Raw genomic sequence first — 25,697 nt, forward strand, 5'->3', positions numbered from 1 at the left:
TAGCGACCTTTATGACTTGATTGAACATGAAAAGAATAATTGAAAACAAGCAAATAAGGGGTTGGCGGACATTCACACTCATTCTTTATAGAGGCGGTCCCCAGTGGATTGCCTATAATGAACTTGATTTTGAACACAGGAAAGAATGGGATGCTTTTGAGTCTATTCTTCTGAAGCTTTCTGAGGATAAAAATCTCTTAGTCTGTGGATCTTTCAGTGCTGATTTCAGAAATAAAGCATACTATTTTCATGCTGATGCTAAAGATTGTTGGACTGGGGCCTGTTTGGCTCAAACTGAATCGGACTTACATGACTTGTTAATTCACCACCCGGATGAATATTATTCATTTGTGGTTGTTGCCAGGGATGTAGATGCGGAAACGTTAACTAATGTTTTAGGTCCGCACCTCGCCAAATCAGTTCCAATTTGTGATTTGGTAGTGGGGCATGACGAAATATTTTGTGGCGTTGAGGAATGCATTGACCGAAACAGGGCTGAACTTGTGTGCCATGTGGATGACTACGACTCCATTGTTGGCCTCATAACCACTTTACTGAGCGAATATCAGGTTGCCAAAAAGCCTATAATAGATTCAAGTGATCAAGTAACTATCCTGAGTAGCAAGGCTTTGTGGGAACAAATGAAAAAAATCATTTTTAGACATTAGAAGAAAGGTTAGCGACACCTCGCTTTAGAACAGATTGTGAAAGAACCAGTTATAATATGTGAAGGCCCTCTGGATGCGGACGTTTTTGAAAGTATTCAAGCTGCCGTGAGATATATTGAGCCCGTGGATGTGGCGGACGGAATATTTACTGGTTACGACAGCGAAGGTCGTCTGCTTGAAATCTTTCTGACAGATCCGACCAAGCCCCTGTATGGTCGAGATATTAACATTACGATAAAAGATGCGGAAAAGGTACCCAGTCATCAAGGGGAGCTGATCTGCGTTCTGCGGCACTTTCTGAAATCGGTTCAAAAGAAGCCTGTTTCAGATAAGCAGGTTGATGCTATGTCTCTTGCTGAGTTAGTGGACGAGGCACTGAAATATAAAACCGATTAGTTCCTTTTCTCGCTGGTCTGTGAAGTTGATGCCATTTACGTTCTGACGGTCGGCGACGAAGTCATCGAGACCACGGCCGAGCATCCGTTCTTTGTCAAGGGCAGGGGCTGGTACAAGGCCGGCGAGTTCAAGGCAGGCGATCTGCTCTGCGACGTCGCAGGCCGAGCCGTCACGCTCGACAAGATAGAAGTTGTCAAAACTACGACCACCGTTTACAATCTTGAAGTAGCCGACGCACACACATACTTCGTCTCAGACGCCCAACTGCTGGTGCATAACAAACCGATGGGCGTTGCCGGTCTTACTTGATGAACTTTCTACTAGCCGTAAGGACCTTCTAGTCTTTGTATTTAATCTCGTAAAGTGTGAGTTTTGAGGGGTCTGGCAGGGGGCCATTGAGGGGTTTGTCACGGCGTGAGCCGAGGGATTCCCAGGCCATTACATATTTTGTGTTGTCGGTTCGGCTGCTGTTCTTGTCGATGCTAATGCGTCTGGTCATGCCGGGGAACTTGCTGGTGACTTTTGTGACCTGCGGCGGGAAGCGGCGGGGCAGGTCGACTGTTCCGATTTTTTCCAATTGCTCATCGAGCAGCCAGGTGCCTGAACCGTATTTTACGTGCCTGTAATTCAGCGTCATCAGGCCGGTATCCACTCCGAGCGGTTTAACCTCACCCAGCCGGACATCTACACCCGGCAGGGTCCCATAGCCTTCGAAATACCAGCGGTGGTCCCAGTCTGTTAGTTTGTCGATGGCCCATTCGTTGTCTTCGTATCTGGCGGTGTATGCCTGGGTGTTGCCGTCGTCGTCGAACTTGTGGTAGGCAAGGACCGCTCTGCCGAGGTGGTCGAAACCGACCTTGCCGGATCCGTTGATGATCCCCCCCTGCGGCGGGATGGGGTCGACGATCACGCCGGGGGTCTCAAGTGTGATGGGCAGTTCGACTTCTTTGCCTGCCGCGGTGTACCAGTTTACGAGGTCGGGGCTTTTGGCGTAGGACAGGTCGTGGTTGGTCGAGCAGTCGGGGGTTTGTCGCCAGACCCAGGACATGTGGAACCAGCCGTCAGGGCCGACTTTGGGGCCGAGGTAGTAGGCGTTGTTTTTATCTTGACCGTCGTGCAGGGGCGTGTCGAGCAGGCGGGACCATGTCTTTGTGTCGGTGTCGTAGACGTTGTATATGTTGTTGCCGTTGCCGCTGCCGCCGTGTCGGTAGCCGAAAACGAGTCGGCCGTCCGGGAGGGTTAGGAACTTTGGATATGTGACGCGATCTTCCAGTTCGCCGGTCATTTGTTCGACCAGGACGAGGGTAGAGATGTCGTAGGGTTCGGTGGAACGGAAGTAGGTGAGGTTGTTGCCGTGCATGTTGCCGCTGAGATGTATATAGCCGTCCCGATCGAGGGCCATGGTTACGGAGTTGTGGCTGTCCCAGCCGAGGGTCGCGCTTGGTGCGGAGCCGCCGTGCGGGGGTTCCTTGCGCGGGGTTTGGGGGTGGAATTTCGTGAACTGTTCGTCGCCCAGCTTTCGCATGGCGACGGTCATTTGTCTGTCGGCGTTGTAATAGGCGGCGTACTGACGCTGGTCAGCGGTCATCAGGAAGAAACCCACCCTGTGACCCGGCCAGACTTTGTCGATGGTGATCTTGTCGGCCACGAAGGGTTTTTGAGCGTTCGGCAGTTCGGGGATGATTGTATTGCTGTCCGTTTCGGCTGCGATCACTGCCGGGTTGGGCAAAAGCGAAGCAATCAGCAGGATCGTGACAGCTATTAAAGTTGTTTGAGCGACAAATCTCATTTTCTTTCCTTAAACTAAAATATGCAGTTACGGCGGTTAGGCTGTATTTTGTGCTGTATGATACTCGATATTGGGGCGGTTGTAAAAGTCTATGTTTGCCGGTAATTGCCTCACTGGTCCTGGGTTGCGGATTTCGGTAGCGCGGAGGTGTAAATTGAATGTGGGTGCCACAGTCAATATGGCGATGGTATTTGTTCTGCTGGTAATTGGAAAGATAATTGCCGTTGGGGTGGGGATGGGGTATAATGAAGTTTAGCTATGATCTTGTTCTAGAAGCGGTTTCAAAACTCAGATTTGCCTTTCGGCGGCCCTTTTTCCGTTCGGCTGCGTTGTGCAAAACCGTCAATAGAATAGCTATGGCCGGTTTTACACGCCTTGCCGACACGAAAAAATTGCTCGCCGGCAAGCCAAAAGCAGTTTTGAAACAGCTTCTGATCTGGAGGTGAGGTATGGAACGGCGTGATTTTTTGAAACGCGGTGTATTTACGACGGGGCTATTGACAATGGACAATCTCAATCTTTTTGCTGATCCGAAAAATTGCCCGGTACGGACCGAACGGCGGCCGGGGTTTATTCCGAAACGCCAGTACGGCAAGACCGATCTTATGCTTTCGGTGATCGGGTTCGGGGGCATTGTCGTGATGGGGCATGAACAAAATCAGGCCAACCGCATCGTGGCTGAGGCTTTCGAGCGGGGCGTGAACTATTATGACGTCGCGCCGTCGTATGGCGATACCGAGGCCGAGACCAAGCTGGGGCCGGCGCTGCAGCCGTATCGCGACCGGGCGTTCCTGGCGTGCAAGACGACCGAGCGGACCTATGCGGGGGCGAAGGAAGAGTTCGAGGCCTCGCTGAAGCGGCTCAAGACCGATCATTTCGACCTGTATCAGCTTCACGCGATCACGGACGTGGAAAAGGATGTGGATGCAGCGTTCGCCGAGGACGGTGTGATGAAACTGCTGCGGGAGGAAAAGAAGAACGGCCGAATACGGTACCTGGGGTTTTCGGCGCATTCGCATGCGGCGGCGCTGGCGGCGATGGACCGTTTCGATTTTGACTCGGTGCTGTTTCCGGTGAATTTTGCGGGGTATCTGGAGGGCGGGTTCAGTCCCGAGGTGATCGAGAAGGCCCGCGAAAAGCAGATGGCGATTTTGGCATTGAAGATGCTTGCGCGGCAGCGGGCGCCGAAGGAGGACCCGGTCCGCCGGCAGTATCCGAAGTGCTGGTATCAGCCGATTACGGATCCTGATGAGGCTAAGCTGGCGATGGCGTTTACGCTAAGTCAGCCGGTGACCGCTGCGATACCGCCGGGGCATGTGGATCTGTTTCGGATGGCGCTGGATGCGGCGACGGAGTTGGAACCGGTGACCGAACAGCAGATGCGGAAGCTGAAAAGCTGGGCGGCCGAGCTGAACCCGATCTTTTCGCATGAGGCGTGAGCGGTTAGGATTTGCAGGAGGAATTTTCTAAAAACTCAGGAGTTGCTGTGCCAACATTGTTTAAGCCGATTTGTGTAACGATAATTTGTTCTTTTGTCGGGGCATTGATTTCCTACGCGATTATTGTATTTGGGGACTTGTACTATGGAATGGCCAGTAGAGAGGTGTTTATTGGAATAGGAGGGGTGGTTTTAAGCATTGCTGGAATCCACGCGTATAGTTTAATTGGAAGGCATAAGCCAAAGCCTTTAATGCTTGCTTTGGTGCCAATAATTACTTTTGTTTGTGTAATGATTTCATCTCTGGCTTATGGTTTTTTGTGTTATTTAGTTGCAAGTATAACGCCTATTAATGACATCTTCTGGGGCCTAATGGTGTACATTGCGTTTTATGCCCCGAGCAATGTCTTTGTGCTCTATTATTTACTCATTCATCGTCATACTATGCCCCTGCCAGAAAAATGAATCGGAAAGGGACGACGGGAAATCGGAGACGAGATGGCGATTAAGCTGCTGCCTGCCCCTAATTTGGGTTGTGAAAATTCGGCGTTCTTTCCCCCTTCAAAATGGGTTTGTGTTCTGCTATAATGGGCGATAATTGTGTGGAATTTGGGGCAGGCGGGTCTTGAACGGGCTTGCCCGGAGAAAAAGCAGGTCTAATCAGGGATTAAAATGAAGTCCGCCGCAGGGATGCAGTCAAAAAAGTGGAACCTACGCTCGATCAATCCTCTTGCTGATGAGTTTGCGTCGAAGCTGCGCATTCCCGGCTTTCTTGCCCAGGTGCTGTTGAATCGTGAGCTGGATACGCCTACGATCGCGGAAAAATTTCTCAATCCCAAGCTCAGCGACCTGATCGAGCCGGAGAAGATGCCCGGCGTGCCGAAAGCGGTCGAGAGGGTCGCGAAGGCGATCACGTCCAAAGAAAAGATAGCGATCTACGGCGATTACGACGTGGACGGCATCACCTCGACCGCGATACTGTGGCACCTGCTGCGGATGGTCAACGCGAACGCGGAATACTACATCCCGCACCGGATCGACGAGGGCTACGGGCTGAATGCGGACGCGATCAGGCAGATCGCCGAGAACGGGACCGATTTGCTGATCACGGTTGACTGCGGCATAAACGCGAATGACGAGATCGCGCTGGCGCGTGAGCTCGGGATGGACGTGATCGTGACGGACCATCATCAGCTTCCCGACGAGCTGCCGGCGGCGACGGCGATCGCGCATCCACTGCTGGACGGCGACTATCCGAACCCGGATTCGGCAGGCGCGATGGTCGCGTTCAAGCTCGCGTGGGCGATCGTCAACAAGGCCAAGCCCACCGCGCAGACGCCGCCCAAGCTGCGGCAGTTTTTGCTGAACGCGACGACGCTGGCGGCGATGGGCACAATCGCGGACGTGGTCGATCTGCGAAACGAAAACCGCATACTGACGTCGTACGGGCTGAAGGCTCTGCCGGACTCGAAACTGACCGGCATACGTGCGCTGATCGAGTCGGCGGACCTTACGGGCGAGACGCTGGACTCGTACCATATCGCGTTCCTGCTCGCGCCCATGCTGAACGCGGCGGGGCGAATGGGGCATGCGCGGCTGGCGGTCGAGCTGCTGACCAGCGATAACGAGATGGACTGCTTTCAGACAGCACGGTATCTGAAGGAGCAGAACAAGCTTCGCCAGAAGTGTCAGCGGGATATTTTTACGCAGGCTAAGGAGATGATCGGGCATGCCAAGCTGAATCATCCGGACCGCAAGACTATCGTGCTGGCGAAGGAGGAATGGCATACGGGCGTTATCGGCATCGTCGCATCGAAGGTTGTCGACCGCTATTACCGGCCTTGCATAATGCTGAACGCCGACGGCGAATTCGCGCAGGGGTCGGCACGTTCTATCGAGGGTTTCGATCTGTATGCGGCGCTGCAGGCGTGTTCGGAGCATCTGGAAACGTACGGCGGGCATACCATGGCGGCGGGGCTGAAGCTCAAGAAGGAAAATATCGCGGCGTTTACGCAGGCGTTCGAGGATTATGCACGCGAGAACATCCACCCCGACAAACTCGTCTCGATGCTGGACATCGACGCTTTGTGTCCGATCTCGGAATTCACCGAGTCCAGCGTGGGGCATTTGCGTCGACTCGAGCCGTTCGGCCAGGGCAACCCGAAGCCGGTCTTCGCAACCAAGGCGGTGCACTGCATCTCGCCGCCTCGCAGAGTCGGCGCGAAGGGCGACCACCTGCAGATCGCGATATCGGATAATACTTCGGCGGTTCGGTGTATTGGGTTCGGCATGGGTAAGCTCGAAAAGAAGCTCGTCGAGTCGGACTGCTTTCACGTCGCGTACGAGCCTCAGCTCAATACGTGGAACGGCAACACGTCGGTGCAGTTCGTGCTCAAGGACATCAGCTTCGAGTGATTGTGCGGCCGAGAGCTCATTTCATTATTTTCGGATCCCTGTGCACCATGTACGTCATGATGAACGGGAACACCAGTGTCGTCACGAGTGTCATTACGACCAGGCTCGAATACAGCTTTGAATGGATCAGGCCGCTGCGGAAGGCCACCAGTGCAAGGGCCATCTCCAGTGCTCCGCGCGAGTTCATGCTCCACGAGATCAGGTGCAGTTGCTTATAGCTGAGGTCGAGGAAAAATTTCGTGAGGAACACGCCTGCGAATTTGCCCAGGGTCGCGATCGCGATAACCGCGACGAGTATCCAGGCGTTCATCACCAGCGACTGAAAGTCGAAGTGCAGGCCGATGGATACGAAAAAGAACGGCACGAGGCAGACGTTGAGGACCTTCTCAAGATACACCATGGTTTTGGGTTCTCTGCCGACGACTCGCTTGATCGCGAGTCCGGCGAAGAAGCAGATGATCGAGGCGACGACCAGGAGCTGTTCATTGCTGCCGCCTTCTTCGATGAAGTACGTTATCAGCACGAACAGCGAGAGGCCGATCGTGTCGTCGATAAGGCCGGCGCCGATGAGTGCAGATCCGACGCGGGTGTTGAGCTTGTCCAGTTCCATCAGCACCTTTGCCCGGGTGGCTTCGGCGCTTATGCTCATGCATACGCCTACGATCAGAGATGTAGACAGCTCGTAGCCCATCAGCCAGAACGCTGCCGCGCCGACGACCAGCGGAACGAATGCGGCGAACACAGCAATATAGGCGGCCTCTTCCTTTTCCTTGTAAAGCATACGCCAGGAGCTTTCCAGCCCCGCCATGAACATCAGTGCCAGCAGTCCGGCGTCTCCGATCATGGTGATGGTGTGCTCGTGGCCGCCGATGATCCTTTCGCGTATGGGCGGGTAAGCAAGCACCAGCCCCGCTATGATCAAGGCTACAACTGAGGGCAGGCGTATGTGCTCAGCAGCCCATTTGAAAACTGCCGCTAAGGCTATTACCGCAACCAGCGTAAAAGCCAGGTAAAACATAACACCTCATTATTTATTAAGGTTCTCGTACTTTCTTGCCTTCACTATCGTCTTCGCTTTCGACCATGCCGCGACGCTGCAGATACAGAACGACCAGCCAGCAGGCCGCCGCCCATGCGAGCCCAAGCATCCAGCCGCCGAGCACGTCCGTCGGGTAGTGTACGCCGACCAAAACCCGGCTGCAGCCGATCAGGAACGCCATCGTCGCTGCGACCGCGATGGTGTATATCCGCAGGGTGTGCGTCGGCAGTACTCGGCAGACCACCGCGCCGAGCGTGGCGTATACGATGGTCGAGATCGCTGCATGTCCGCTGGGGAAACTGGCGGTGGTGACCTCGGCCAGGTGCGGGACAATGTCCGGGCGGGGCCTGTCGAACAGTCCTTTGAGGGCGAAGACGAGAAATGCTCCGCCGCAGACGGTGATCAGTACGGTCCACATGGCCTTGTGGTTGCCGCTGATGAACAGGTAGCCGCATGTGACAAGCACCACGAGGATCAATACCGTGCTGTTTCCGGTGGCGCTTATGCTCTGTACAGTTTTACGCAGCCAGTCCGGGCCTCGCATCGCGGCAGGGTCCTCGGGGTCGCGGAACGTTTGCAGGATCTTTTCTTCCATGGGCTGCGTGTCCGATTCGTACACTTCGTCAACGACTTCGATAAAACCCCACAAGCCGCCGGCACATATCACCATCGCCGCGAATATCATTATCTCGCTGCCGTACTTATCGAAATATCCCCGCAAGTCGATCATTCCAGCTCCTTATCGTGCTGCTCAATTTCTCTGATAACCCTGCACGGATTGCCTGCTGCGACCACGTTGGCGGGGATGTCCTTCGTTACCACGCTTCCCGCTCCGATGGTCGTGTTGTCGCCGATACGCACACCCGGACATACTATCACACCGCCGCCGATCCAGATATTGCTGCCGATCGTGACCGGCTTTGCGTTTTCCAGGCCCTTCGCCCGTACCTTCGGGTCCGTGGGATGCGTCGCGGAGTAGATATGCACGCCCGGTCCGATCAACGTACCGTCGCCGATCCGGATTTCCATCGAATCGAGGATCGTGCAGTTGAAATTGATGAAAACGCCGTCACCGAGGATGATGTTATAGCCGTAATCGCAGTAGAAGGGCGATTCGACCCAGACATCCTGTCCGCATTCACCGAGCAGTTCCGTCAGGATCTTCGTACGATCCGCCTGAAACGTCCTGCCGATATTGTTGAGCTGCGAAAAAAGCTCGTACGCTCTGCCCCTTTCGGCGACCAGTTCGGCGTCGAACCCGTCGTAAAGATCGCCGGTGAGCATCTTTTCTTTTTCGCTCTTCAAAGCTGCCTCCGATTTCATTGCTGCTGTTAGGTTCAAGTCAGTATGGCCTTTATCATAAGGGATAATGGTAAATTTGACCACCTTGCAAGTTTATTCGACGGCAAAACGCCCTATTTTTGCCTTTGTGCTTGAACAGCACCCCCCGATATGGTGATAATGCAGGCAATAATTACGACAGAACTGATTTCACAGGCGAATATGGGTAAAATAAGAGAAAAATGGTACCGCTCCGGCCTGCATTTCGAGTGCATGGGCTGCGGTTCGTGCTGCGCGGGCCCGGAGGAGGGCTATATATGGATAACCAGACCCGAAATACAGAAGCTGGCGGATTTCCTCGGTGAAAGCGTCGAAACCGTCATGCAGAAATATATCAAGAAGGTTCGCAGCCGGTACAGCATCGTCGAAGACCGCAAAACCAAGGACTGCATCTTCCTGGTCGATACGCCCGAGGGCAGGGGCTGCGCGATATACGACGTGCGGCCGAACCAGTGTCGGACCTGGCCTTTCTGGACGGGTAATCTGCGGTCGTCGGTCGACTGGAACATGGCTGCGATGAGTTGCGGGGGGATCAACCGCGGCCCGCTGTTTACGCTGAACGAGATCGAAGAGAGACGTCTGCAGCAGAAGTGGTGGGGCGATGACGATGCGAAGTGATGTTGTTGCGCAGGTGCGGGAAGTTTACGACTGGCTCGAATTGAAATTGGCGGATCGCAAACCCGTCTGCGGGGCGTGCGGGAACTGCTGTGATTTTGCGGGGTTCGACCATCGGCTGTATGTGACGTTGGCCGAGCTGGAATATTTTCGTGCGGCGATGGGGCCGGACATACTTGAGATGAGCGAGGGCAGGTGTCCGTATCAGCAGGACAGCAAATGCAGCGTTTACGATCACCGGTTCGCGGGGTGCCGCATCTTCAATTGCCGTGGCGACGAGAATTTTCAGAGCGAGCTGAGCGAAGAAACCATCCGCAAATTCAAACGCATCTGCCGGGATACAGGCATGGAATACCTGTACATGGAACTCGGTGCCGCCCTCAAGCTCGCGCAAGAGTAGGCCCCGCCGAACGATATCCGACGGGGCATTTGTTCAGTTATTGATCGATCATCGCCGCGGTTTTCTGGTGCAGATTACAGCTCCGGCGGCAAGGATCACTAACGTCGCCGGCTCGGGGACAACCGAAATGCTCAGGAACGCGTCATCGAGGTACGAATCGAGATTCGACCCCTCATACCGCACGCCGTAGAACTCGTAGATTATCTGTTCGGTCCCGCCCGGCAGCACAGCCGTGCCTTCCTGCAGTTCCCACGGCACCGGCGAATGAAATCCCAGCGAGTCGGAACCGAGCGCGGCACCGGTCTGATCGAGAAAGTACAGCGTGATTTTGCCCGCATCAGCCTGACCGTGCCATCTGGCCTGCCAGCCGCCGTAATTCGCTTCATAGTCGCCTTCTGTGAATGTGCCCAGATCCAGGTCGACTGTCTGGCTCACAGCGCCCGTCGACGTACTGGGGAAGAACACATAGCTGGATCCCGAATGCGGAGCCGGGTCGTTGCTGCGGTTGTCTCCGCCGTTGCTGACCCAGCCGTTAAGCGAATCCTCAAATCCCGGATTGACCAGCAGGTTGGTGTTAAGCACCGTTCCTGCGAGCGCCGCCCCCGGCAGCAGTAATACTGCCAACGAAAGTAATAGTAAATGTTTCATCGTGTCCTCCAATCTCAACAAATCATATTTCAAATACAATCAGAACAGGTCTTTAGTTTGAAAATATCCTGGTGTATTACTTAGCTGATTTGAGTTCCATCGCAAGCTGGTGGTATTTGTGGTGGAACCCTTCGCCAAGCTCGACGAACTCCACGGTATAGAAACCCATGCCAACCTTGTCGAGCTGCTCGGCAGTGAGCGAGTTATGTGCTGCGGGCCAGAGGATGTTATCTTCTTTTTCAATGTGCTTGTACATCAGGTCGGCGAAATCCTGCAGATGCTGTGCGAGCTGTCCGGTCTGATCACCCGGCACGGCAGCCTGTTTCCTGTTAAGCGTCTCGATCATGTTCACCAGGTCACGGCCGAGCTCATGTTCAGCTTTAACCACTGCGATCGTGTCCGCATGCTGACCTGCCTTATGCAGGGCCGGGAAAAGATAGCGTTCTTCTTTGGCGTGATGGCAGCGGTCGGTGAAGTTGCGGGCGAATTTGATGATCTTATCCACTTTCGCGGTGTCGATTTTGCCCGTGGTTCTGATATTTTTCGCTTCCTGCTCCGCTGCGTTGAGCACGATCTCGGTCGCCCGGTGCTCTTTGCTCAGGACCTTGACCGGTGCTTCACGATTCATCTGGATGTCAGATGATTGTTTGTTCTGCGTGCTCTCTGCCGCAGGTGTGGCCGAATGTGCTTGAGCCTGCCGGGCAGGGCAGGTGCACCCAGCGATTGCTGTCGCGACAACACTAGAAATGATCAAGGTGGCAATATGCTTTTTCATAGTCGTACCTCCAAAGTTGAATGTTAATCTCGTACTAGGACTATTTTAGTCCTCGATGGTGTTGCGGACAAGTAAAAAACAAATGTTTTTAAAATTAAACAGGCTTCCGCTTTAGTAACATCGGCAGCATGATCTGTTACTGACTCAACAGGATCGATCTTTCCTGACGGCTTGAGCGGCTTCCACCATCGCCAGATAGCCTTCCACGGGCACATAATTGGGAATTGAATTGCCCGATCCGAGTGCAAAGCCGTTAGCCTTTTGCCGAAAACGCAGGGCATCCGCCTGGACCCTGCTTTTTATATACTCCGGCGTTTCCAGGCAGAGCAGATTGACGTCGATGCCGCCAAGAAGTCCGATCCTCTGGCCATATAGATCGATCCATCTGTCAAACGGTGCGATCTGATCCTCGTTTGAATGCTTTGCATCGATCCCCAGCTCGATCATTTCATCCATGACTCCGAAGACGCACCCGCAGCTATGCCATAAAAACGGCTTGCCGTGGGAATGTATCAGATCGGTGATTCTCTTGTACTGAGGCATGATGTGTTTTCGGATCGTGGCGGGCGAGATCAGAAAGCCGCTCTTGAAGCCCAGGTCGTCGCCCATTCTGCAGACCGCATAAGCGTTGCCGAATTGCTTGAGAAACCTGTCCCAGAGCTTATACATCAAGTCGCCGATCCGCGTATAAAGTTCAGCATGCAGTTCGGGATCGTCAGCCTGCAGGTAGGCGAGATACTCCATCCCCACCAGATCTTCGCTGATCTCGAATACTCCGTTACCGACTCCGCCGACAGCCTTCATGCCTTCAGGCATCATCTCTTCAAGTGCAGCGAATCGTTTTTGTGCCTCCGCCCAGTACAACTCGGGCAGCCGGTCCCACGGATACGCTTGGAAATCACTTCGGGACTGGATCGGGCCGGGCTTGCCGCCCAGAATGGCACCATGCCCGGGCAATCGATCCGCAATAGTTACCTCGTAAGAGACCGTGTCATATGTCATGGACTTGAAAAAATGGCAGTAGTTTTCAAAAAACAGCCCCAGGTCGTTCGCGTCGCCGTTTTCCAGGTCGGAAAATTTCCTGTTGAGGATCTTTTCCATAACCTGCGGCGCGATGATATGCTCGTATAGAGGGAGTCTCGTCGGCCTGCGGTTAGCAAGCACGTCCAGGATCATTCTGTAATCAGGCTGGAAGTTCACGCTTAACCTCTTTGTGTCAGTGTCGAAACTGAATGAAAGCGCCCGTCATATAAAAGGCCCGCGACTTACTGCCGCGGGCCTGCTGGTTCGTTCAGTTTATGTTCGGCTAGTCCCATTTGAGGACAGCACCGGTGTCCGCACTCGTGGCCATCGATGCGTACTTTGCCAGGTATCCCTTTGTGATACGCGGGGGCTTGGGCTTCCATTCCTTGCCTCGCTTGGCCAGTTCCTGTTCGCTGAGCTTGACGTCGATCTGATTTTTGAGAATGTCGATCTCGATGACGTCGCCGTCCTTGATCAGGCCGATCGGCCCGCCTACTGCTGCCTCGGGCGAGACGTGGCCAATGCACGCACCGCGTGTGCCGCCCGAGAAACGTCCGTCCGTGATCAGTGCGACCGAATCGCCGAGCCCTGCGCCCATTATATAGCTCGTGGGCGAGAGCATTTCCTGCATGCCGGGTCCGCCCTTGGGCCCTTCGTAGCGGATGATGACGACGTCGCCGCTCTTGACCTTGCCGGCCAGGATGCCGTCGCATGCTTCTTCCTGCGACTCGAATATCACGGCCAGCCCGCTGTGCTTGAGCATGGATTTGCTCACGCCCGCCGTTTTGACCACGCAGCCGTTCGGCGCGAGATTACCCATCAGGATCGACAGCCCGCCGGTCTTGGTGTATGCATTCTCGATGCTATGAATGCAGTCGCTGTCCTTGATCGGGGTATCGGCGATATTCTCGCCCAGCGTCTTGCCGGTCGCGGTCATGCAGTCAGCCGCCAGCAGATTTGGTATTTTGTTCACTTCGTTGAGTATCGCGCTGATGCCGCCTGCCTTGTCAACGTCCTCGATGTGCCATTCGCTGGAGGGCGAAACCTTGCAGATATTAGGGCACTTCTGTGTGATCGCGTTTATGCGTTCCAGGTCGTACTCGATGCCCGCTTCGTTCGCAACCGCCAACGCGTGCAGAACGGTGTTCGTCGAGCCGCCCATCGCCATGTCGAGCGTGAAGGCGTTGTCGAAGGACTTGTCGCAGAGGATGTCGGAGGGCTTGAGGTCCTCGCCGACCATCTCGACGACGCGTTTGCCTGCGGCTTTGTAGAGGTCCTGGCGTTTCGGATCGATCGCGAGTATCGTCCCATTGCCGGGCAGGGCCATGCCGATCGCTTCACAAAGACAGTTCATGCTGTTGGCTGTGAACATGCCCGAGCAGCTTCCCTGCGAGGGGCAGCCGGAGCATTCGAGTTCGTGCAGCTCTTCCATGCTCATTTTGCCCGCGTTATATGCCGCGATGCCCTCGAAGATGCTGATCAGGTCCACGGTCCTGCCGTTTTTGGTTCTGCCCGCCGCCATCGGTCCGCCCGAGACGAACAGCGTCGGTATATCTGTCCGCACAGCGCCCATCAGCATGCCCGGCACGACCTTGTCGCAGTTTGGTATGCAGACCATGCCGTCAAAGCAGTGCGCACGCACCATCGTCTCGACCGCGTCGGCGATGATCTCACGCGATGCAAGAGAATATTTCATGCCCGTATGGCCCATCGCGATGCCGTCGCATACCGCGATCGTGTTGAACTCGAACGGGATCCCGCCCGCTTCGCGGATCGCCTGTTTGACCGTTTCGGCGACCTTGTTGAGGTGGACATGGCCGGGCACGATCTCGCAGAAACTGTTGGCGACCGCGATGAACGGCCGTTTCATATCATCGTCACCAACTCCGCAGGCACGTAACAGACCGCGGTGCGGACTGCGCTGAAAACCATCTTTTATCGCATCACTTCTCATTGTAGCTCCAGAAACTGTATCAAGTTTGGGCCCGCGACAAACGATCGCTGGCCGCTGATAGATCAAAAACGCCGATTATAGCATCACCAATAGCTGCCGTAAAGCCGTTTTTAGCACTGTCAGACCGGCTTCGCACAGTTCCCGCCTTATTTGGTGAACGCGGAAACAAATCGAAGGCGTTTTTCTCGGGCCGCCTGCCCCACATCTTTTTAAATCTTTTGGGCATGTTTTGCCGACCTCAAAAGAACGTAAATTGTGTTGCGTTCTCGGACTTACCATTATTTATTTGTAAATATGGTGTCTAAAGTTATAATTGGCAGTTAATTGCAGCTTGAATTCTCCGCTTTGCTTTTGACGGCGGCGGTTTCAAGGCTGTCTTAGCGGACCGGTAAGAAAATTAATATCCAACTTCAAGGAGTCTGATATGTTCCGTAAATGCTTTTCGCTGATCTTTGTCGTCTCTATCATCGCAGTGATCTTCACCTCCGGCTGCGGCCAGAAGACCGCAAATCTCCAGTTGCAGTTTCAGCCCGACGAGACTGACACATTCAAGGTTACGACACGTACCATCCAGAGCTACGAGTTCTCGGAACCGGCCCTGGAAAAGGTCAAGCAGGAAAAGACCGGCTCCACTGTTGAGATGGTTTATGACCGCAAGATCACCGGCGTTGCCGAAGACGGCACGGCCCAGATCGAAAACACGATCAAGGAGCTCAAGGTCTTTCTGCAGGACAAAGACGGCATCAAATATGACTTCGACAGTCAGCGAGACGATGACAGCAATGATCCTCTGGCAAAGATCGTCGGCATGTCATACAAGATCAGCAAGACGCCCGCGGGCAAAGTAACTGTGATCGACGCGGCCGATATTCGCAACGCAGTCAAGGCAGGTTTTGCGGGTACCATCAACAAGGGTCTGTTCGAGGACAAAGCCATCATCGAAAGGCACGAGATACTCGCACTGCCAGATCCCGAACAGGGCGAGGTAGAGGTAGGTGAATCGTGGACACGAATCAAGGGCTCTCACCCGCGTCTGCTCGACCCGAAATCGTTCGAAAAGACCTATACGCTTACAAGCATCGACAAGGAGGACGGCAGTACGGTCGCGACCATAGACATGTCCGCTATTGAGAGCGCCGTCCGCGCAGAGGACCATCCGCAGTCAAAGGGTTTCGGCTTCATGATCAAGATGTTCGACACCCAGGAAGAATTCACCGGCACGCTCAAACTCAACCTCGACACGGGCGACATTCTCCTTTATGATGAAACACTCGACGCTAAATACATTGCGACAGAAGAATCGTTCGGCGCACAAGGGCCCCAGCAACAGCAGCCCGAACCACAGCAGCAGCCAGATACGCTGACGATGGGTTTCTTAAACAGCATCAGGCTCGAAAAACTTAACTAAGGCAACTGCGAACCTAAGATACAAAGGATTGCCCTGTGATGAGATTATTCTGCACACTGTTGATATCTCTACCGATCATCGCGATTTGCGGCTGCGGGCCCCAGGCTCAGACAGCGGAAGGAGATGACGAACTTCTCATCGTGGAGTTCGACCCCGACAGACCTGTTTCATACAGAATGGTCTCCGAAAGGGTTGTAGATGTGAATCTGGGCCAGAAGACCGGCGGCGGATCGCAGACCGCGACCGAAAAGCTCGAACTGATCATGTCCTACAAGCCGCAGGGCGAGATAAACCCGTACGGCCTTACGACCATCGAAGCAACCTGCAGGTCCGCATCGGTTCAGCGCAAGACCCTCAGCGGCAGAACCGAAAATACCGATGCTGTAACTTTCCTGCAGGGCAAGACCTTCACCTTCAAGGTCGGTCCGACCGGCAAGATCGAGGATTACACCGATCTCGAACGCGTCGTCAAAGAACTCGGCGCAAAGGCCTTCGCTGGTTCCGCTGACCAGGGCAACATCAAAAACGCAGATATGATCTCGGATTTCGTGACCCTGCAATGGTATCTCTGGGACAGCGTGGGCAAGCTCGCATCCGCGAATCCGCCCGTCGAAGTCGGCAGGGAATGGCAGACCACTCAGCTCATCCCCTTCGCCTCTCCCATTCGCGGCATCCGCCGGACCACCTACGAGCTGACCGACATCAAGACCACCGACGAAGGCAAAAAAGCCGTCTTCGCCATGAGCTTCGAACCGACTACCGGCAAGCTCGAGAACATCCCTGTTCCCTACGACCGCCAGTACCGCATGCGGGGCCTGTTCGGGTTCCTCCGCAACTACGAGCTCAAATCGCTCGAGGGTTCAGGCAAGCAGGTATTCAACATCGACCGCGGCGTGGTCGAATCCGAAACACAGAACTACACCGTGAAACTCTCGGCCAGCTTCATGCTGCCCCTGCAGGACACCGAGCCCGCACTGACTGTCGACCAGAACATCTCCATCGATCTAATTGAACAGCCGGAGCTTTAATGGAACGCAAGAATCTCTGGGCACCATGGCGAATGAAATACATCAAGGGGCTCACCGAAGAACACGAATGCTTCATCTGCCATCACCTGCAGGACAAGGACAACGATCGGCAGAACCTCGTGCTCTGGCGCGGCCAGCATTCGGTCGTGCTCTTCAACCGCTTTCCGTACAACAACGGCCATATGCTGATCGCACCGAATCGGCACATCCCCGATATGAATGCGGCGACTGACGAAGAGCTGTTCGAAATAACCAAACTCACCCGCGAGATACAGAACGCGCTCAGCGATACGATCCACCCGCACGGCTTTAACGTGGGGCTGAACTTCGGCCGATGCGCAGGCGCGGGTCTGCCCGGCCACATGCATGCCCACATCGTCCCACGCTGGAACGGCGACACGAACTTCATGGCCGTCTGCTCGGACACGGACGTGATAAGCCAGGACCTGATCGAACTGTATGACCTGCTAAAGCAGATCAGCGTCGAAAAGGGCTATCCGAAACTGTAACAGCCGTTCACCGCTCAATCCACTTGCAAACCGGCATCAACTTAAGGTACAATCCCGGCACATAAGTTACCGATGCGCCAAAAGGAACAGCAATATGCTTGCACAATACGCGATTATCCCCGACATCAGCCGGGGTCGAAAATATGATACAAAGCCTCACCCGTACCGCGGCGATTTCGAGCGTGACCGCGACCGGATCATCCACAGCCAGGCGTTCCGCAGGCTCGAGGGCAAGACCCAGGTCTTCGTCGCGGGCGTAAACGACAACTACCGCAACCGCCTGACGCACAGCATCGAGGTCGCGCAGATCGGCCGAACAATCGCCCGCGCACTCAACCTCAACGAGAGCCTGACCGAGGCTATCTGCCTTGCGCATGACGTGGGCCACAGTCCTTTCGGGCACGCAGGTGAACACACCATAAACGAAATAATGGCCCCGCACGGCGGCTTTGAACATAATCTCCAGGCCATGCGCATCGTCGATCTCATCGAGCATCCCTACCCCGACTTCCAGGGGCTGAATCTCATGTACGAAACACGCCTCGGCCTGGCGCTGCACTCGAGCCCGTACGACAAGCCCGAAACGATGTCCGAGTTTGCCGAGCTGCGGTGCTCGCTGGAAGGGCAGATCGCCAATGTCGCCGACCGCATCGCCTACAACTGTCATGACCTCGAAGACGGCCTGCGTTCCCGCTTCATCGAAGAACCTGACCTGACCGGCATCGAACTGTTCGACCGGGCCCGCGAGCTGATAAACGCACCTGCCATCACCGACATAGTCGTCCGCAAGATCCGCACCGCAAAAGCGGTCATCGACATGCTCGTCAGCGACTGCATCGCCACCAGCACCCGCGCCATTGCCGACGCAAACATCGCGACCGTCCGGGACGTCTACCGGCACACGGACCCGCTGATCATCCTCAGCGATGACGCCGATGCGAAACTGCAGAAACTCGAATCCTTCCTAATGAAGAACATGTATAAACATGACGACCTGATCAAGGGTTTCGACACCGCGAGCGGCTGGCTTCGCGGCCTGTTCGAAAAGCTCTGCGAAGACCCCGAACAGATGCCCTCTTACTACCGCGGCTTCATCGAATCCGAGGGCCTTCAGCGAGTCGTCTGCGACTACATCGCGGGCATGACCGACCGCTACTGCGAGCAGATGGTCCGGCGGCTCTCAATCGCATGACAACGCACAAATTTCATCCTCAACGCGCCCACAAAAAACTGGCAAACTCACCCGCAATAGCTTAGAATCCAACCAGTTATGATATCTTTCCGCGTTTAAGGAAACTCATATGCTAGGCATAAAACGTTTTCTGACAAGCAGTTTCGGACTCGGCTGGCTGCCGATCGCCCCCGGCACATGGGGCTCTCTCGGGCCCGTCGGAATTTTCGCCCTCCTTTACTACCTCGGCGTCAAGCCCGGCCCGATGCGATACGCCATGATCATCGTGGCCCTGCTATCGAGCATTATCTGCGTGCTGTGCTCGCCCGCTTCCATCAAGGCGGCAGGCCGAAAGGACCCCGGCGAAGTGGTCGTCGACGAAGCAGCGGGCCAGGCCATAACGCTCATGTTCATCCTGCCCTCAGCCTACGCAATGCCCCAGGTTGCGATCGCAGCGGGCGGCAGCTTCCTGCTGTTCCGGCTTTTCGATATAATCAAACCCTATCCATGCAAACTGCTCGAAAAGTTCCCCGCCGGCTGGGGCATACTCGCCGACGACCTGATGGCGGGACTCTACGGTGGCATAGTGCTCCTGCTCGCCCAGGTAGTCTATCTCAAAGTAAGCGACGTCACACCGCCCGCGTAAATTAGAACATAGATCGCGCATTGAAATTCCCAGGAGTATAAAACGTGCTCGGAAAAACCAATAAAATGCAGTCCGCCTTTGATTCGCTGCGAAAACCTGCCTTGATCGCTGCTTTTTTCGCAACAGCGTTGTTAGTCTTGCCCGTTTTCGCGGCTGAGACACCTGCATCCGCCGAAACCCCGCCGGCCGAAAACAATTTTTCAACCTTCGACGCCATACTGCTCGGAGTTGTCGAAGGCATCACCGAATACCTCCCCGTAAGTTCCACGGGCCACCTGCTGTTTTTGCAGAAAATGCTCGGCCTTGCTGAAACCGAACAGGCCGAAGCTGCGGCCGATTCTTACGCTATAATCATCCAGTCCGGCGCGATCCTGGCTGTGCTCGGCCTGTACTTCAAGCGTGTCCGGCAGGTCTCCGTCGGCATGTTCACGGGTGATCCGGGCAGGCAGATCGGCATAAACCTGATCATCGCCTTTCTTCCCGCCGCGATCGTGGGGCTTTTGCTGCAGTCCACGATAAAAAGCGTCCTTTTCGGCCCCTGGCCCATAGTCGTCGCCTGGCTGGCCGGCGGTATAGTAATTCTTGCCTGGAAGCGTCATCCCGACAAAAAGGCTTCGCCCGCCGATACCATCCTCGAAACGATGACCGCTCGCCAGGCCCTGATCATCGGCCTGATCCAGTGCATCGCGATGTGGCCCGGCGTGAGCCGTTCGCTCGCTACCATTCTCGGCGGTCTGCTGGTGGGCCTGCCCCTGGTCGCCGCAGTGGAGTTCAGCTTTCTGCTGGGCGGCATAACCCTAGGCGCAGCAACGGTTTATGAGCTTGTAGTGCACGGTTCGATAGTCCTGGAGGCCTACGACCCGGCGACCGCTTTTGTCGGCTTTCTTTTCTCACTCATCTCCGCCGCCATCGCGGTAAAATGGCTGGTGACATACCTGAAAACCCACAGCATGGCCATTTTCGGCTACTACCGAATAGGTCTCGCCATCGCAGCCGCTGCCTACCTTTTGTGGGTCGCTTAGGCCTGTTTACATCCCGTCTTTTTGGTTTCACCTGCTATTCGTGCTTGTAATACCCCGCTTTTTATGCGAAAATGCTCGCTGTTTGTGGCATTGGAATTGCGTCTTTGGTGCGCAGATTTCCTGCCGAAGGATTGCAGTAGAAGATTATTGTTGCGGACTCAAAAATGGATAACAGTTTCAGCTCACTTTGCGATGCGTTCTACGTGGACATGCAGGTAAACACTGAGCTCGAATTACCGAATCAGAGGGATACGGTCCTGACGTTTTTCGAACGGATCCGAAAGCAGTTCCCCGCGATGGGCAATTTCTACCGCCGCGAATCGGGCGATTTCTGCCTGGAACAGGAAATGCTCCAGGAACGGTACAGGTACGTAAACCTCGACACGGACAGACTTTGCAGCGGCTGCGTGTGCCCGACCACTATGGAGGACGCTCACGAGCTCAACATGTCCGTTCTCGAGCTTGCACCCTATATGCTGGGGCTGAGCTCGCTCGATATAGCATCGCTCGATCTGACCTATACTATGGATTTCGACTGCAAGGGCAACCATCACGAGATCGTCTCCGAGGCATTTATGGCCGGCACACCGTTCGCCTCATTCGCCGACACTCCCGGAGCGACCCAGATCGGCTGCTGTCCGTCGGCAATAATCGCCTTCGATGAGGACTGCCGTCTGCAGGCCCGAGTCGCCGTCGAATCCCGCACGCCGGTGTTCGATATCCGCAACCGCAAATATCGTCCCGGCGACCCGATCAGCATATATATGACCATCAGGCGTTACCCGGGTCCGGACGCAAAGTTTGAGGCCCCGGCCGAGTATCGCAGGCAGGTCGAGTTGGCCGAGCAGCTCATGGTCGAGAAAATATTGCCGAATTTTGTTAGTCCGTTAACCGCTGCGATCGCGCGGAGATAATACTGAGTAAATGGGCGTTAGCGTAATTTAGAAACAGGAGAGATTCGGATGGCCATACAGGCACCTTACAGCAGCTACAGAAAAAAGAATCTAGTTATCTGGGCAGTCGTCCTGCTTGCCGCAGCGGCATGGTTCGCATACGATGGATACATCAACGAGGATTTCATCCAGGAACATACCAGCGAAGAGGGGGTTGCGGACTCCGACCTCAAGCTAAACCGCATGGCTCCGTTCGTACTCGTTCCAGGTGCGGCACTGCTCGGTATCGGCTACTGGCTGTTTGGCAAGAAAAAGGTAACCGCCGACGAAGAGGGCATCACAGCCGAGGGTCGGAGCATAAAATACGATCAGATCGAAGCGGTCAACAAGACGCATTTCGATAACAAGGGCAAGTTCACGGTCATATACAAAGACGCCAACGGTAAACAGGACGAGCTGGTCCTCAGCCGTTACAAGTATGACAACATCTCGGCCGTACTTGATAAAATAGTTGAAAAGATCAGTTAAACACAGGCCTCTCTGCAGGCCCGCAAATTGGATAGATAGAAAGGTTTGAATTCGATGAATTGTTGTGTAGTCGGATTGCAATGGGGTGATGAAGGCAAGGGCAAGGTCGTTGATATCCTCGCCGAGAAAAGTGATATCGTAGCACGCTACGGCGGCGGGGCCAATGCGGGCCATACCGTAATAATCGGCGACGAAAAATTCGCCCTGCACATAATGCCCAGCGGCGCCGTTCGACCCGGCACCGCGTGCGTGATCGGCAACGGTGTTGTCGTCGACCCCGAAATACTCATCGGCGAGATCGAAGGACTTGCCGAACGCGACATCAGCCTCGCGGGCAGACTGTTCATCAGCGAAAGCGCAAACGTTGTGCTCGACTATCACAAGCTCGAGGATCGCCTCCGCGAACAATCTCTCGGCAAGGACAAGATCGGCACAACCGCTCGCGGCATCGGCCCCTGCTATGCAGACAAAGTTGGCCGAAGCTTTGCCGTACGCATGTCCGACTTCAAGCACCTCGACAACCTCAAGCAGCGGCTCGAAAAGATCATCGCATACAAGAACAAAGTTTTCGCCGCTCTCTACGACGCCGAACCGATCAGCGTCGACGACATTTTCGCGAAGTGCCGGGTCTACGCTCAGAAGCTCGGGCCGTACATCCGCAATACGACGCAGTACCTGCACGAATCCATCGAACAGGGCAAGAACATCCTCTTCGAAGGCGCACAGGGCGCACTGCTCGACCTCGACCACGGCACGTTCCCGTTCGTGACCAGCTCCAACGCCAGCGCGCTTGGCATGGGCCCCGGCTGCGGCGTACCGAACCAGAAGGTCGACCGATTCATCGGTCTCGTCAAGGCATACACCACCCGCGTCGGCGAGGGGCCGTTCCCGACCGAGCAGGACAACGATACGGGCCAGCTCATTCGCGACAAGGGCAACGAGTACGGCACTACGACCGGCAGGCCGCGACGCTGCGGCTGGTTCGACGGTGTCGCGACCGCGTACACCGCCAGGATCGGCGGTATAACCGAGGTCGCGATGATGCACCTCGACACGCTCGCCGGCATGCCCGAACTGAAAATATGCAAGGCCTACAGCGTCAACGGCCGCGAAACCGACTTCTTCCCGATCGACGGCGAAGAGCTCGCCTCCGCCGAATGTGTTTACGAAACCCTGCCCGGCTGGGACGAGGACATCAGCGGCGTACAGAACTTCGAGGATCTGCCGCAGAATGCCAAGAACTACGTCGAGAAGGTCGAGCAGATCATCGGAGTACCTGTCACCATGATCGGCGTCGGACCCAAACGCAGCCAGGCGATAACCCGCAAGTAACACGGAAATATTACAGGAAGATATATTGACTGACAGCTTCAAACAAAAACGAGCCGCCGCAGCCGAACGCCTTGGAGTACCCGCTGAATCCATACCGCGCCACATCGCGATTATTATGGACGGCAACGGCAGATGGGCCCAGCAGCGTGGCCTGCCGCGATTCCACGGCCACAGCAAGGGCGGGCAGATCGTCGAAAAGATCGCCCTCTACTGCGTCGACATCGGCGTCGAGGCCCTAACGCTCTATTCCTTCTCCATGCAGAACTGGAAACGCCCGGCCGAGGAGATCGAATTTCTCATGGGCCTTTACAGCATGTACCTCGAGGGCATTCGCGAAACGCTGATGAAAAATGATGTCCGCCTGGTCCATCTCGGCAGAGAAAAGCCCCTGCCCGACAAGGTCATCGAAACGATGCACGGCACGGTCGACCTGACCAAGAACAACAAGGGTATGGCCCTCGGTCTCGCACTCAACTACGGCGCACGCACCGAACTCATCGACGCGGCCCGCGAAATAGCGGAAGAATACAAAGCCGGCAAGCTGGATATTGACGACATCGACGAATCCTGCTTCGACCGCCACCTTTACACGGCCGGGCTGCCCGACCCGGATCTGCTCATCCGCACCAGCGGCGAGATGCGCATCAGCAACTTCCTGCTCTGGCAGCTTTCCTACGCAGAATTCTACGTGACCGAAACCTTCTGGCCCGACTTCAACCCAGACAGCCTTGATGAAGCGATACTCGCATACGCAAAACGAGCAAGACGATTCGGCGACGTGAACTCAAAATCCGCACAGCAATAGGACCTTCACAACATGCTTAAATACAGACTCATCTTTGGAACATTGATGATCGCGGCCTTCCTCGGTCTGCTCATATTCGACGCGTGGCTGGACGGGTCCCTTCTTGCCGACACAGAAAACCTCCCCATTCAGGCCAGCATTCTCGCCGGTCTTCTAGCGGGCCTTGCGATCCCGGCGACATTCGAACTTTCGCACCTGCTGGCCAACGTCGGCGCAAAAGTATTCAAGCCCCTCACGATAATCCTGACCGCACTTATGGCGACCAACTGGTACTGGGCCCAGTTTTACACCGATCCGGCACAATTCCAGCTCTACTACCTGCTTTTCACCTCCGCATTCGCCGTTCTGGGTGTATTTCTGTACCAGGGAAAGTGGTTCGGCACATCCGACGTGCTGAAAAACTGCAGCGCCAACCTCTTTTGTATTTTTTATCTCGGTCTTCTCAGTAGCTTCGTACTCGGAATTCGTATAGAATTCGGCGTGTGGGCGCTTCTGATGTTCGTTTTTGTCGTAAAGTCCTCTGATATAGGGGCTTACACTGCCGGCAAACTTTTCGGAAAGCACAAATTCGCCCCCCGCATCAGCCCGGGCAAGACCTGGGAAGGGCTCGCGGGCGCAATAATATTTGCAGCTATTGTTTCTTTTATTTTTGGGTATTGCTGTGATATAATGGCTCCCTGGTCAGCCGTTTTGTTCGGAATCGTCTTTGCTGTATGTGGCCAGTTGGCTGACCTGGCTGAATCTATGATCAAAAGAGATGCCCAGCAAAAGGATTCGTCGGCAGTTGTGCCGGGTTTTGGGGGTGTTTTGGACGTTATTGACTCTCCGCTCGGGACCGCACCGCTGGCCTATGCTTTTCTGATGTTCGCATCTGCTTAGTTTTTGGGAGAGAAATTGGAAGTAAAAGTTAAACTTGCACCAGATCTGGACAGCCCAGAGCTTTTCGGCCCTGCGGACAAGTATCTGCGCAAGCTCCGAGGCTCGATGGGTCTGCGGATAACCGTTCGCGATGCCGTGGTTACCATTACAGGCGACCCGGAAAAGGCTCGCAAGGCGGGCGATATTATCGGACGAATGCAAAAGCGTCTCATGAAACGCGGCCTGCTTACCGAAGCAGACGTCGACGAAATAATCTCTCAGGCCAAAAACCAGATAAAACCATCAAAAGACGAAAGCATCATCGTTTTTGGCCATCGAGGCGTGATCGAACCCTTCACCCGAGGCCAGCTCGACTACATCCGCACCATCCAGAAAAACGACCTCACGCTCTGCACCGGACCTGCCGGCACCGGAAAAACCTACCTCGCCGTCGCTGCAGCAGTCTCGATGCTCAAGCAGAAGCTCGTGCGAAAGGTCATCCTCGCCAGGCCAGCGGTCGAAGCAGGTGAAAAACTCGGCTTCCTGCCCGGCGACCTGCAGGCGAAAGTGAATCCCTATCTGCGTCCGCTCTTCGACGCGCTCGAAGAGATGATGGACTTCGGCCAGATGCGCAAGTTCATGGAAATGGACATAATCGAGATCATCCCGCTCGCCTTCATGCGAGGCAGAACGCTCAACGAAGCAGCGATCATCTGCGACGAGGCCCAGAACACCTCGCCATCTCAGATGCTCATGCTTTTGACCCGTCTCGGCCGAGGCTCCAAGATGATCATCACGGGCGATATCACCCAGGTCGACCTCGAAAAGGGAAAACCCAGCGGAATGGTCGACGCCTGGCGAACACTAAAGGGCATCGACGGCGTAGGATTCGTACAGCTTGGAAAAACCGACATCGTAAGGCATTCTCTCGTTCAGAACATCGTCCAGGCATACGATAAGAAGAAGACGGATCAGAATTCGAAACAGGATTGATCG

The 25,697-nt window shown here is 55.0% G+C and carries 28 protein-coding genes; 20 read left to right on the forward strand and 8 right to left on the reverse strand.

The genetic code is table 11. From position 1 onward, the window contains the following. Positions 1-26: 26 nt before the first annotated feature. From STSP2_RS03575 to STSP2_RS18000, 3 genes are all read left to right on the forward strand, one after another. Complete coding sequence (locus STSP2_RS03575) at positions 27-668, forward strand: hypothetical protein (protein WP_146659923.1); 642 nt, start codon at positions 27-29, stop codon at positions 666-668. Positions 669-704: 36 nt separating this feature from the next. Further along, entirely contained in the window at positions 705-1,064 is a 360-nt protein-coding gene (locus STSP2_RS03580) for a hypothetical protein (protein ID WP_169852955.1), read from the forward strand. A gap of 63 nt (positions 1,065-1,127) precedes the next feature. Beyond that, the gene (locus STSP2_RS18000; protein WP_418202204.1) at positions 1,128-1,373 is read left to right on the forward strand and encodes a polymorphic toxin-type HINT domain-containing protein; all 246 of its coding nucleotides are present in this window, start codon (positions 1,128-1,130) and stop codon (positions 1,371-1,373) included. Positions 1,374-1,401: 28 nt separating this feature from the next. Here STSP2_RS18000 and STSP2_RS03590 read toward each other — a convergent pair whose 3' ends face one another. After that, the gene (locus tag STSP2_RS03590) at positions 1,402-2,853 is read right to left on the reverse strand and encodes a BNR repeat-containing protein (protein ID WP_146659926.1); all 1,452 of its coding nucleotides are present in this window, start codon (positions 2,851-2,853) and stop codon (positions 1,402-1,404) included. A 449-nt stretch (positions 2,854-3,302) separates the two neighbouring features. On the opposite strand from STSP2_RS03590, the gene STSP2_RS03595 reads away from it, so the two are divergent. The 3 genes from STSP2_RS03595 (at position 3,303) to recJ (ending at position 6,706) form a co-directional block, all read left to right on the forward strand. Continuing rightward, positions 3,303-4,292, forward strand: coding sequence for an aldo/keto reductase (locus STSP2_RS03595; protein WP_146659928.1), 990 nt, complete (start codon positions 3,303-3,305; stop codon positions 4,290-4,292). Between the two features lie 11 nt (positions 4,293-4,303). Then, positions 4,304-4,756, forward strand: a complete 453-nt coding sequence (locus tag STSP2_RS03600; protein WP_146659930.1) for a hypothetical protein — start codon at positions 4,304-4,306, stop codon at positions 4,754-4,756. A 207-nt stretch (positions 4,757-4,963) separates the two neighbouring features. Further along, entirely contained in the window at positions 4,964-6,706 is a 1,743-nt protein-coding gene (gene recJ, locus STSP2_RS03605; protein ID WP_146659932.1) for a single-stranded-DNA-specific exonuclease RecJ, read from the forward strand. 16 nt (positions 6,707-6,722) lie between these two features. Here recJ and STSP2_RS03610 read toward each other — a convergent pair whose 3' ends face one another. From STSP2_RS03610 to STSP2_RS03620, 3 genes are read right to left on the reverse strand one after another with little or no spacing between them, the layout of a single operon-like run. Next, the gene (locus tag STSP2_RS03610; RefSeq protein WP_146659934.1) at positions 6,723-7,724 is read right to left on the reverse strand and encodes a cation:proton antiporter; all 1,002 of its coding nucleotides are present in this window, start codon (positions 7,722-7,724) and stop codon (positions 6,723-6,725) included. A 16-nt stretch (positions 7,725-7,740) separates the two neighbouring features. Further along, complete coding sequence (locus tag STSP2_RS03615; RefSeq protein WP_146659936.1) at positions 7,741-8,475, reverse strand: phosphatase PAP2 family protein; 735 nt, start codon at positions 8,473-8,475, stop codon at positions 7,741-7,743. Further along, complete coding sequence (locus tag STSP2_RS03620; RefSeq protein WP_236782729.1) at positions 8,472-9,050, reverse strand: sugar O-acetyltransferase; 579 nt, start codon at positions 9,048-9,050, stop codon at positions 8,472-8,474. The genes STSP2_RS03615 and STSP2_RS03620 overlap by 4 nt, the downstream gene beginning before the upstream one ends. Before the next feature lie 198 nt (positions 9,051-9,248). Here STSP2_RS03620 and STSP2_RS03625 point away from each other — a divergent pair, with 198 nt between their 5' ends. Then, positions 9,249-9,704: a YkgJ family cysteine cluster protein gene (locus STSP2_RS03625; RefSeq protein WP_169852956.1), complete on the forward strand. Its 456-nt coding sequence runs from the start codon at positions 9,249-9,251 to the stop codon at positions 9,702-9,704. Then, positions 9,694-10,101 carry a YkgJ family cysteine cluster protein gene (locus STSP2_RS03630; protein WP_169852957.1) on the forward strand — a complete coding sequence of 136 codons (408 nt, stop codon included), beginning with the start codon at positions 9,694-9,696 and terminating at the stop codon, positions 10,099-10,101. The genes STSP2_RS03625 and STSP2_RS03630 overlap by 11 nt, the downstream gene beginning before the upstream one ends. A 48-nt stretch (positions 10,102-10,149) precedes the next feature. On the opposite strand, the gene STSP2_RS03635 is transcribed toward STSP2_RS03630, so the two are convergent. The 4 genes from STSP2_RS03635 to ilvD all read right to left on the reverse strand — a co-directional run bounded on the left by STSP2_RS03635 (position 10,150) and on the right by ilvD (position 14,501). Further along, positions 10,150-10,749 (reverse strand): hypothetical protein, encoded by a 600-nt coding sequence (locus STSP2_RS03635; protein WP_146659942.1) that lies wholly within the window; start codon positions 10,747-10,749, stop codon positions 10,150-10,152. A 76-nt stretch (positions 10,750-10,825) separates the two neighbouring features. Beyond that, on the reverse strand, positions 10,826-11,524 hold the full coding sequence (locus tag STSP2_RS03640) for a hemerythrin domain-containing protein (RefSeq protein WP_146659943.1): 699 nt from the start codon (positions 11,522-11,524) through the stop codon (positions 10,826-10,828). A gap of 144 nt (positions 11,525-11,668) precedes the next feature. Continuing rightward, entirely contained in the window at positions 11,669-12,724 is a 1,056-nt protein-coding gene (locus STSP2_RS03645; protein ID WP_146659945.1) for a uroporphyrinogen decarboxylase family protein, read from the reverse strand. Positions 12,725-12,830: 106 nt separating this feature from the next. After that, the gene (ilvD, locus tag STSP2_RS03650; RefSeq protein WP_146659947.1) at positions 12,831-14,501 is read right to left on the reverse strand and encodes a dihydroxy-acid dehydratase; all 1,671 of its coding nucleotides are present in this window, start codon (positions 14,499-14,501) and stop codon (positions 12,831-12,833) included. 424 nt (positions 14,502-14,925) lie between these two features. Here ilvD and STSP2_RS03655 point away from each other — a divergent pair, with 424 nt between their 5' ends. From STSP2_RS03655 to STSP2_RS03710, 12 genes are all read left to right on the forward strand, one after another. Beyond that, positions 14,926-15,909, forward strand: a complete 984-nt coding sequence (locus STSP2_RS03655; protein WP_146659949.1) for a hypothetical protein — start codon at positions 14,926-14,928, stop codon at positions 15,907-15,909. Between the two features lie 38 nt (positions 15,910-15,947). Next, positions 15,948-16,937 carry a hypothetical protein gene (locus tag STSP2_RS03660; protein WP_146659951.1) on the forward strand — a complete coding sequence of 330 codons (990 nt, stop codon included), beginning with the start codon at positions 15,948-15,950 and terminating at the stop codon, positions 16,935-16,937. Continuing rightward, positions 16,937-17,446 (forward strand): HIT family protein, encoded by a 510-nt coding sequence (locus tag STSP2_RS03665; RefSeq protein WP_146659953.1) that lies wholly within the window; start codon positions 16,937-16,939, stop codon positions 17,444-17,446. Before STSP2_RS03660 ends, STSP2_RS03665 begins: the two co-directional genes overlap by 1 nt. 94 nt (positions 17,447-17,540) lie before the next feature. Next, positions 17,541-18,638 carry a deoxyguanosinetriphosphate triphosphohydrolase gene (locus STSP2_RS03670; RefSeq protein ID WP_146659955.1) on the forward strand — a complete coding sequence of 366 codons (1,098 nt, stop codon included), beginning with the start codon at positions 17,541-17,543 and terminating at the stop codon, positions 18,636-18,638. Between the two features lie 109 nt (positions 18,639-18,747). Further along, positions 18,748-19,263, forward strand: a complete 516-nt coding sequence (locus tag STSP2_RS03675; RefSeq protein ID WP_146659956.1) for a phosphatidylglycerophosphatase A family protein — start codon at positions 18,748-18,750, stop codon at positions 19,261-19,263. A 44-nt stretch (positions 19,264-19,307) separates the two neighbouring features. Then, the gene (locus STSP2_RS03680) at positions 19,308-20,285 is read left to right on the forward strand and encodes an undecaprenyl-diphosphate phosphatase (RefSeq protein ID WP_205847990.1); all 978 of its coding nucleotides are present in this window, start codon (positions 19,308-19,310) and stop codon (positions 20,283-20,285) included. A gap of 164 nt (positions 20,286-20,449) precedes the next feature. Further along, positions 20,450-21,199, forward strand: coding sequence for a hypothetical protein (locus tag STSP2_RS03685; protein WP_146659958.1), 750 nt, complete (start codon positions 20,450-20,452; stop codon positions 21,197-21,199). A 48-nt stretch (positions 21,200-21,247) separates the two neighbouring features. After that, positions 21,248-21,706 carry a hypothetical protein gene (locus STSP2_RS03690; protein WP_146659960.1) on the forward strand — a complete coding sequence of 153 codons (459 nt, stop codon included), beginning with the start codon at positions 21,248-21,250 and terminating at the stop codon, positions 21,704-21,706. A gap of 54 nt (positions 21,707-21,760) precedes the next feature. Further along, the gene (locus STSP2_RS03695) at positions 21,761-23,038 is read left to right on the forward strand and encodes an adenylosuccinate synthase (protein WP_146659962.1); all 1,278 of its coding nucleotides are present in this window, start codon (positions 21,761-21,763) and stop codon (positions 23,036-23,038) included. 25 nt (positions 23,039-23,063) lie between these two features. Continuing rightward, complete coding sequence (locus STSP2_RS03700; protein ID WP_146659963.1) at positions 23,064-23,843, forward strand: isoprenyl transferase; 780 nt, start codon at positions 23,064-23,066, stop codon at positions 23,841-23,843. A gap of 12 nt (positions 23,844-23,855) precedes the next feature. Next, positions 23,856-24,722 carry a phosphatidate cytidylyltransferase gene (locus STSP2_RS03705; protein ID WP_146659965.1) on the forward strand — a complete coding sequence of 289 codons (867 nt, stop codon included), beginning with the start codon at positions 23,856-23,858 and terminating at the stop codon, positions 24,720-24,722. Positions 24,723-24,737: 15 nt separating this feature from the next. Beyond that, positions 24,738-25,694 (forward strand): PhoH family protein, encoded by a 957-nt coding sequence (locus tag STSP2_RS03710; RefSeq protein WP_205847991.1) that lies wholly within the window; start codon positions 24,738-24,740, stop codon positions 25,692-25,694. Positions 25,695-25,697: the final 3 nt, after the last annotated feature.

The organism is Anaerohalosphaera lusitana, from assembly GCF_002007645.1.
In the GTDB taxonomy this organism is placed as follows: Bacteria; Planctomycetota; Phycisphaerae; order Sedimentisphaerales; family Anaerohalosphaeraceae; genus Anaerohalosphaera; species Anaerohalosphaera lusitana.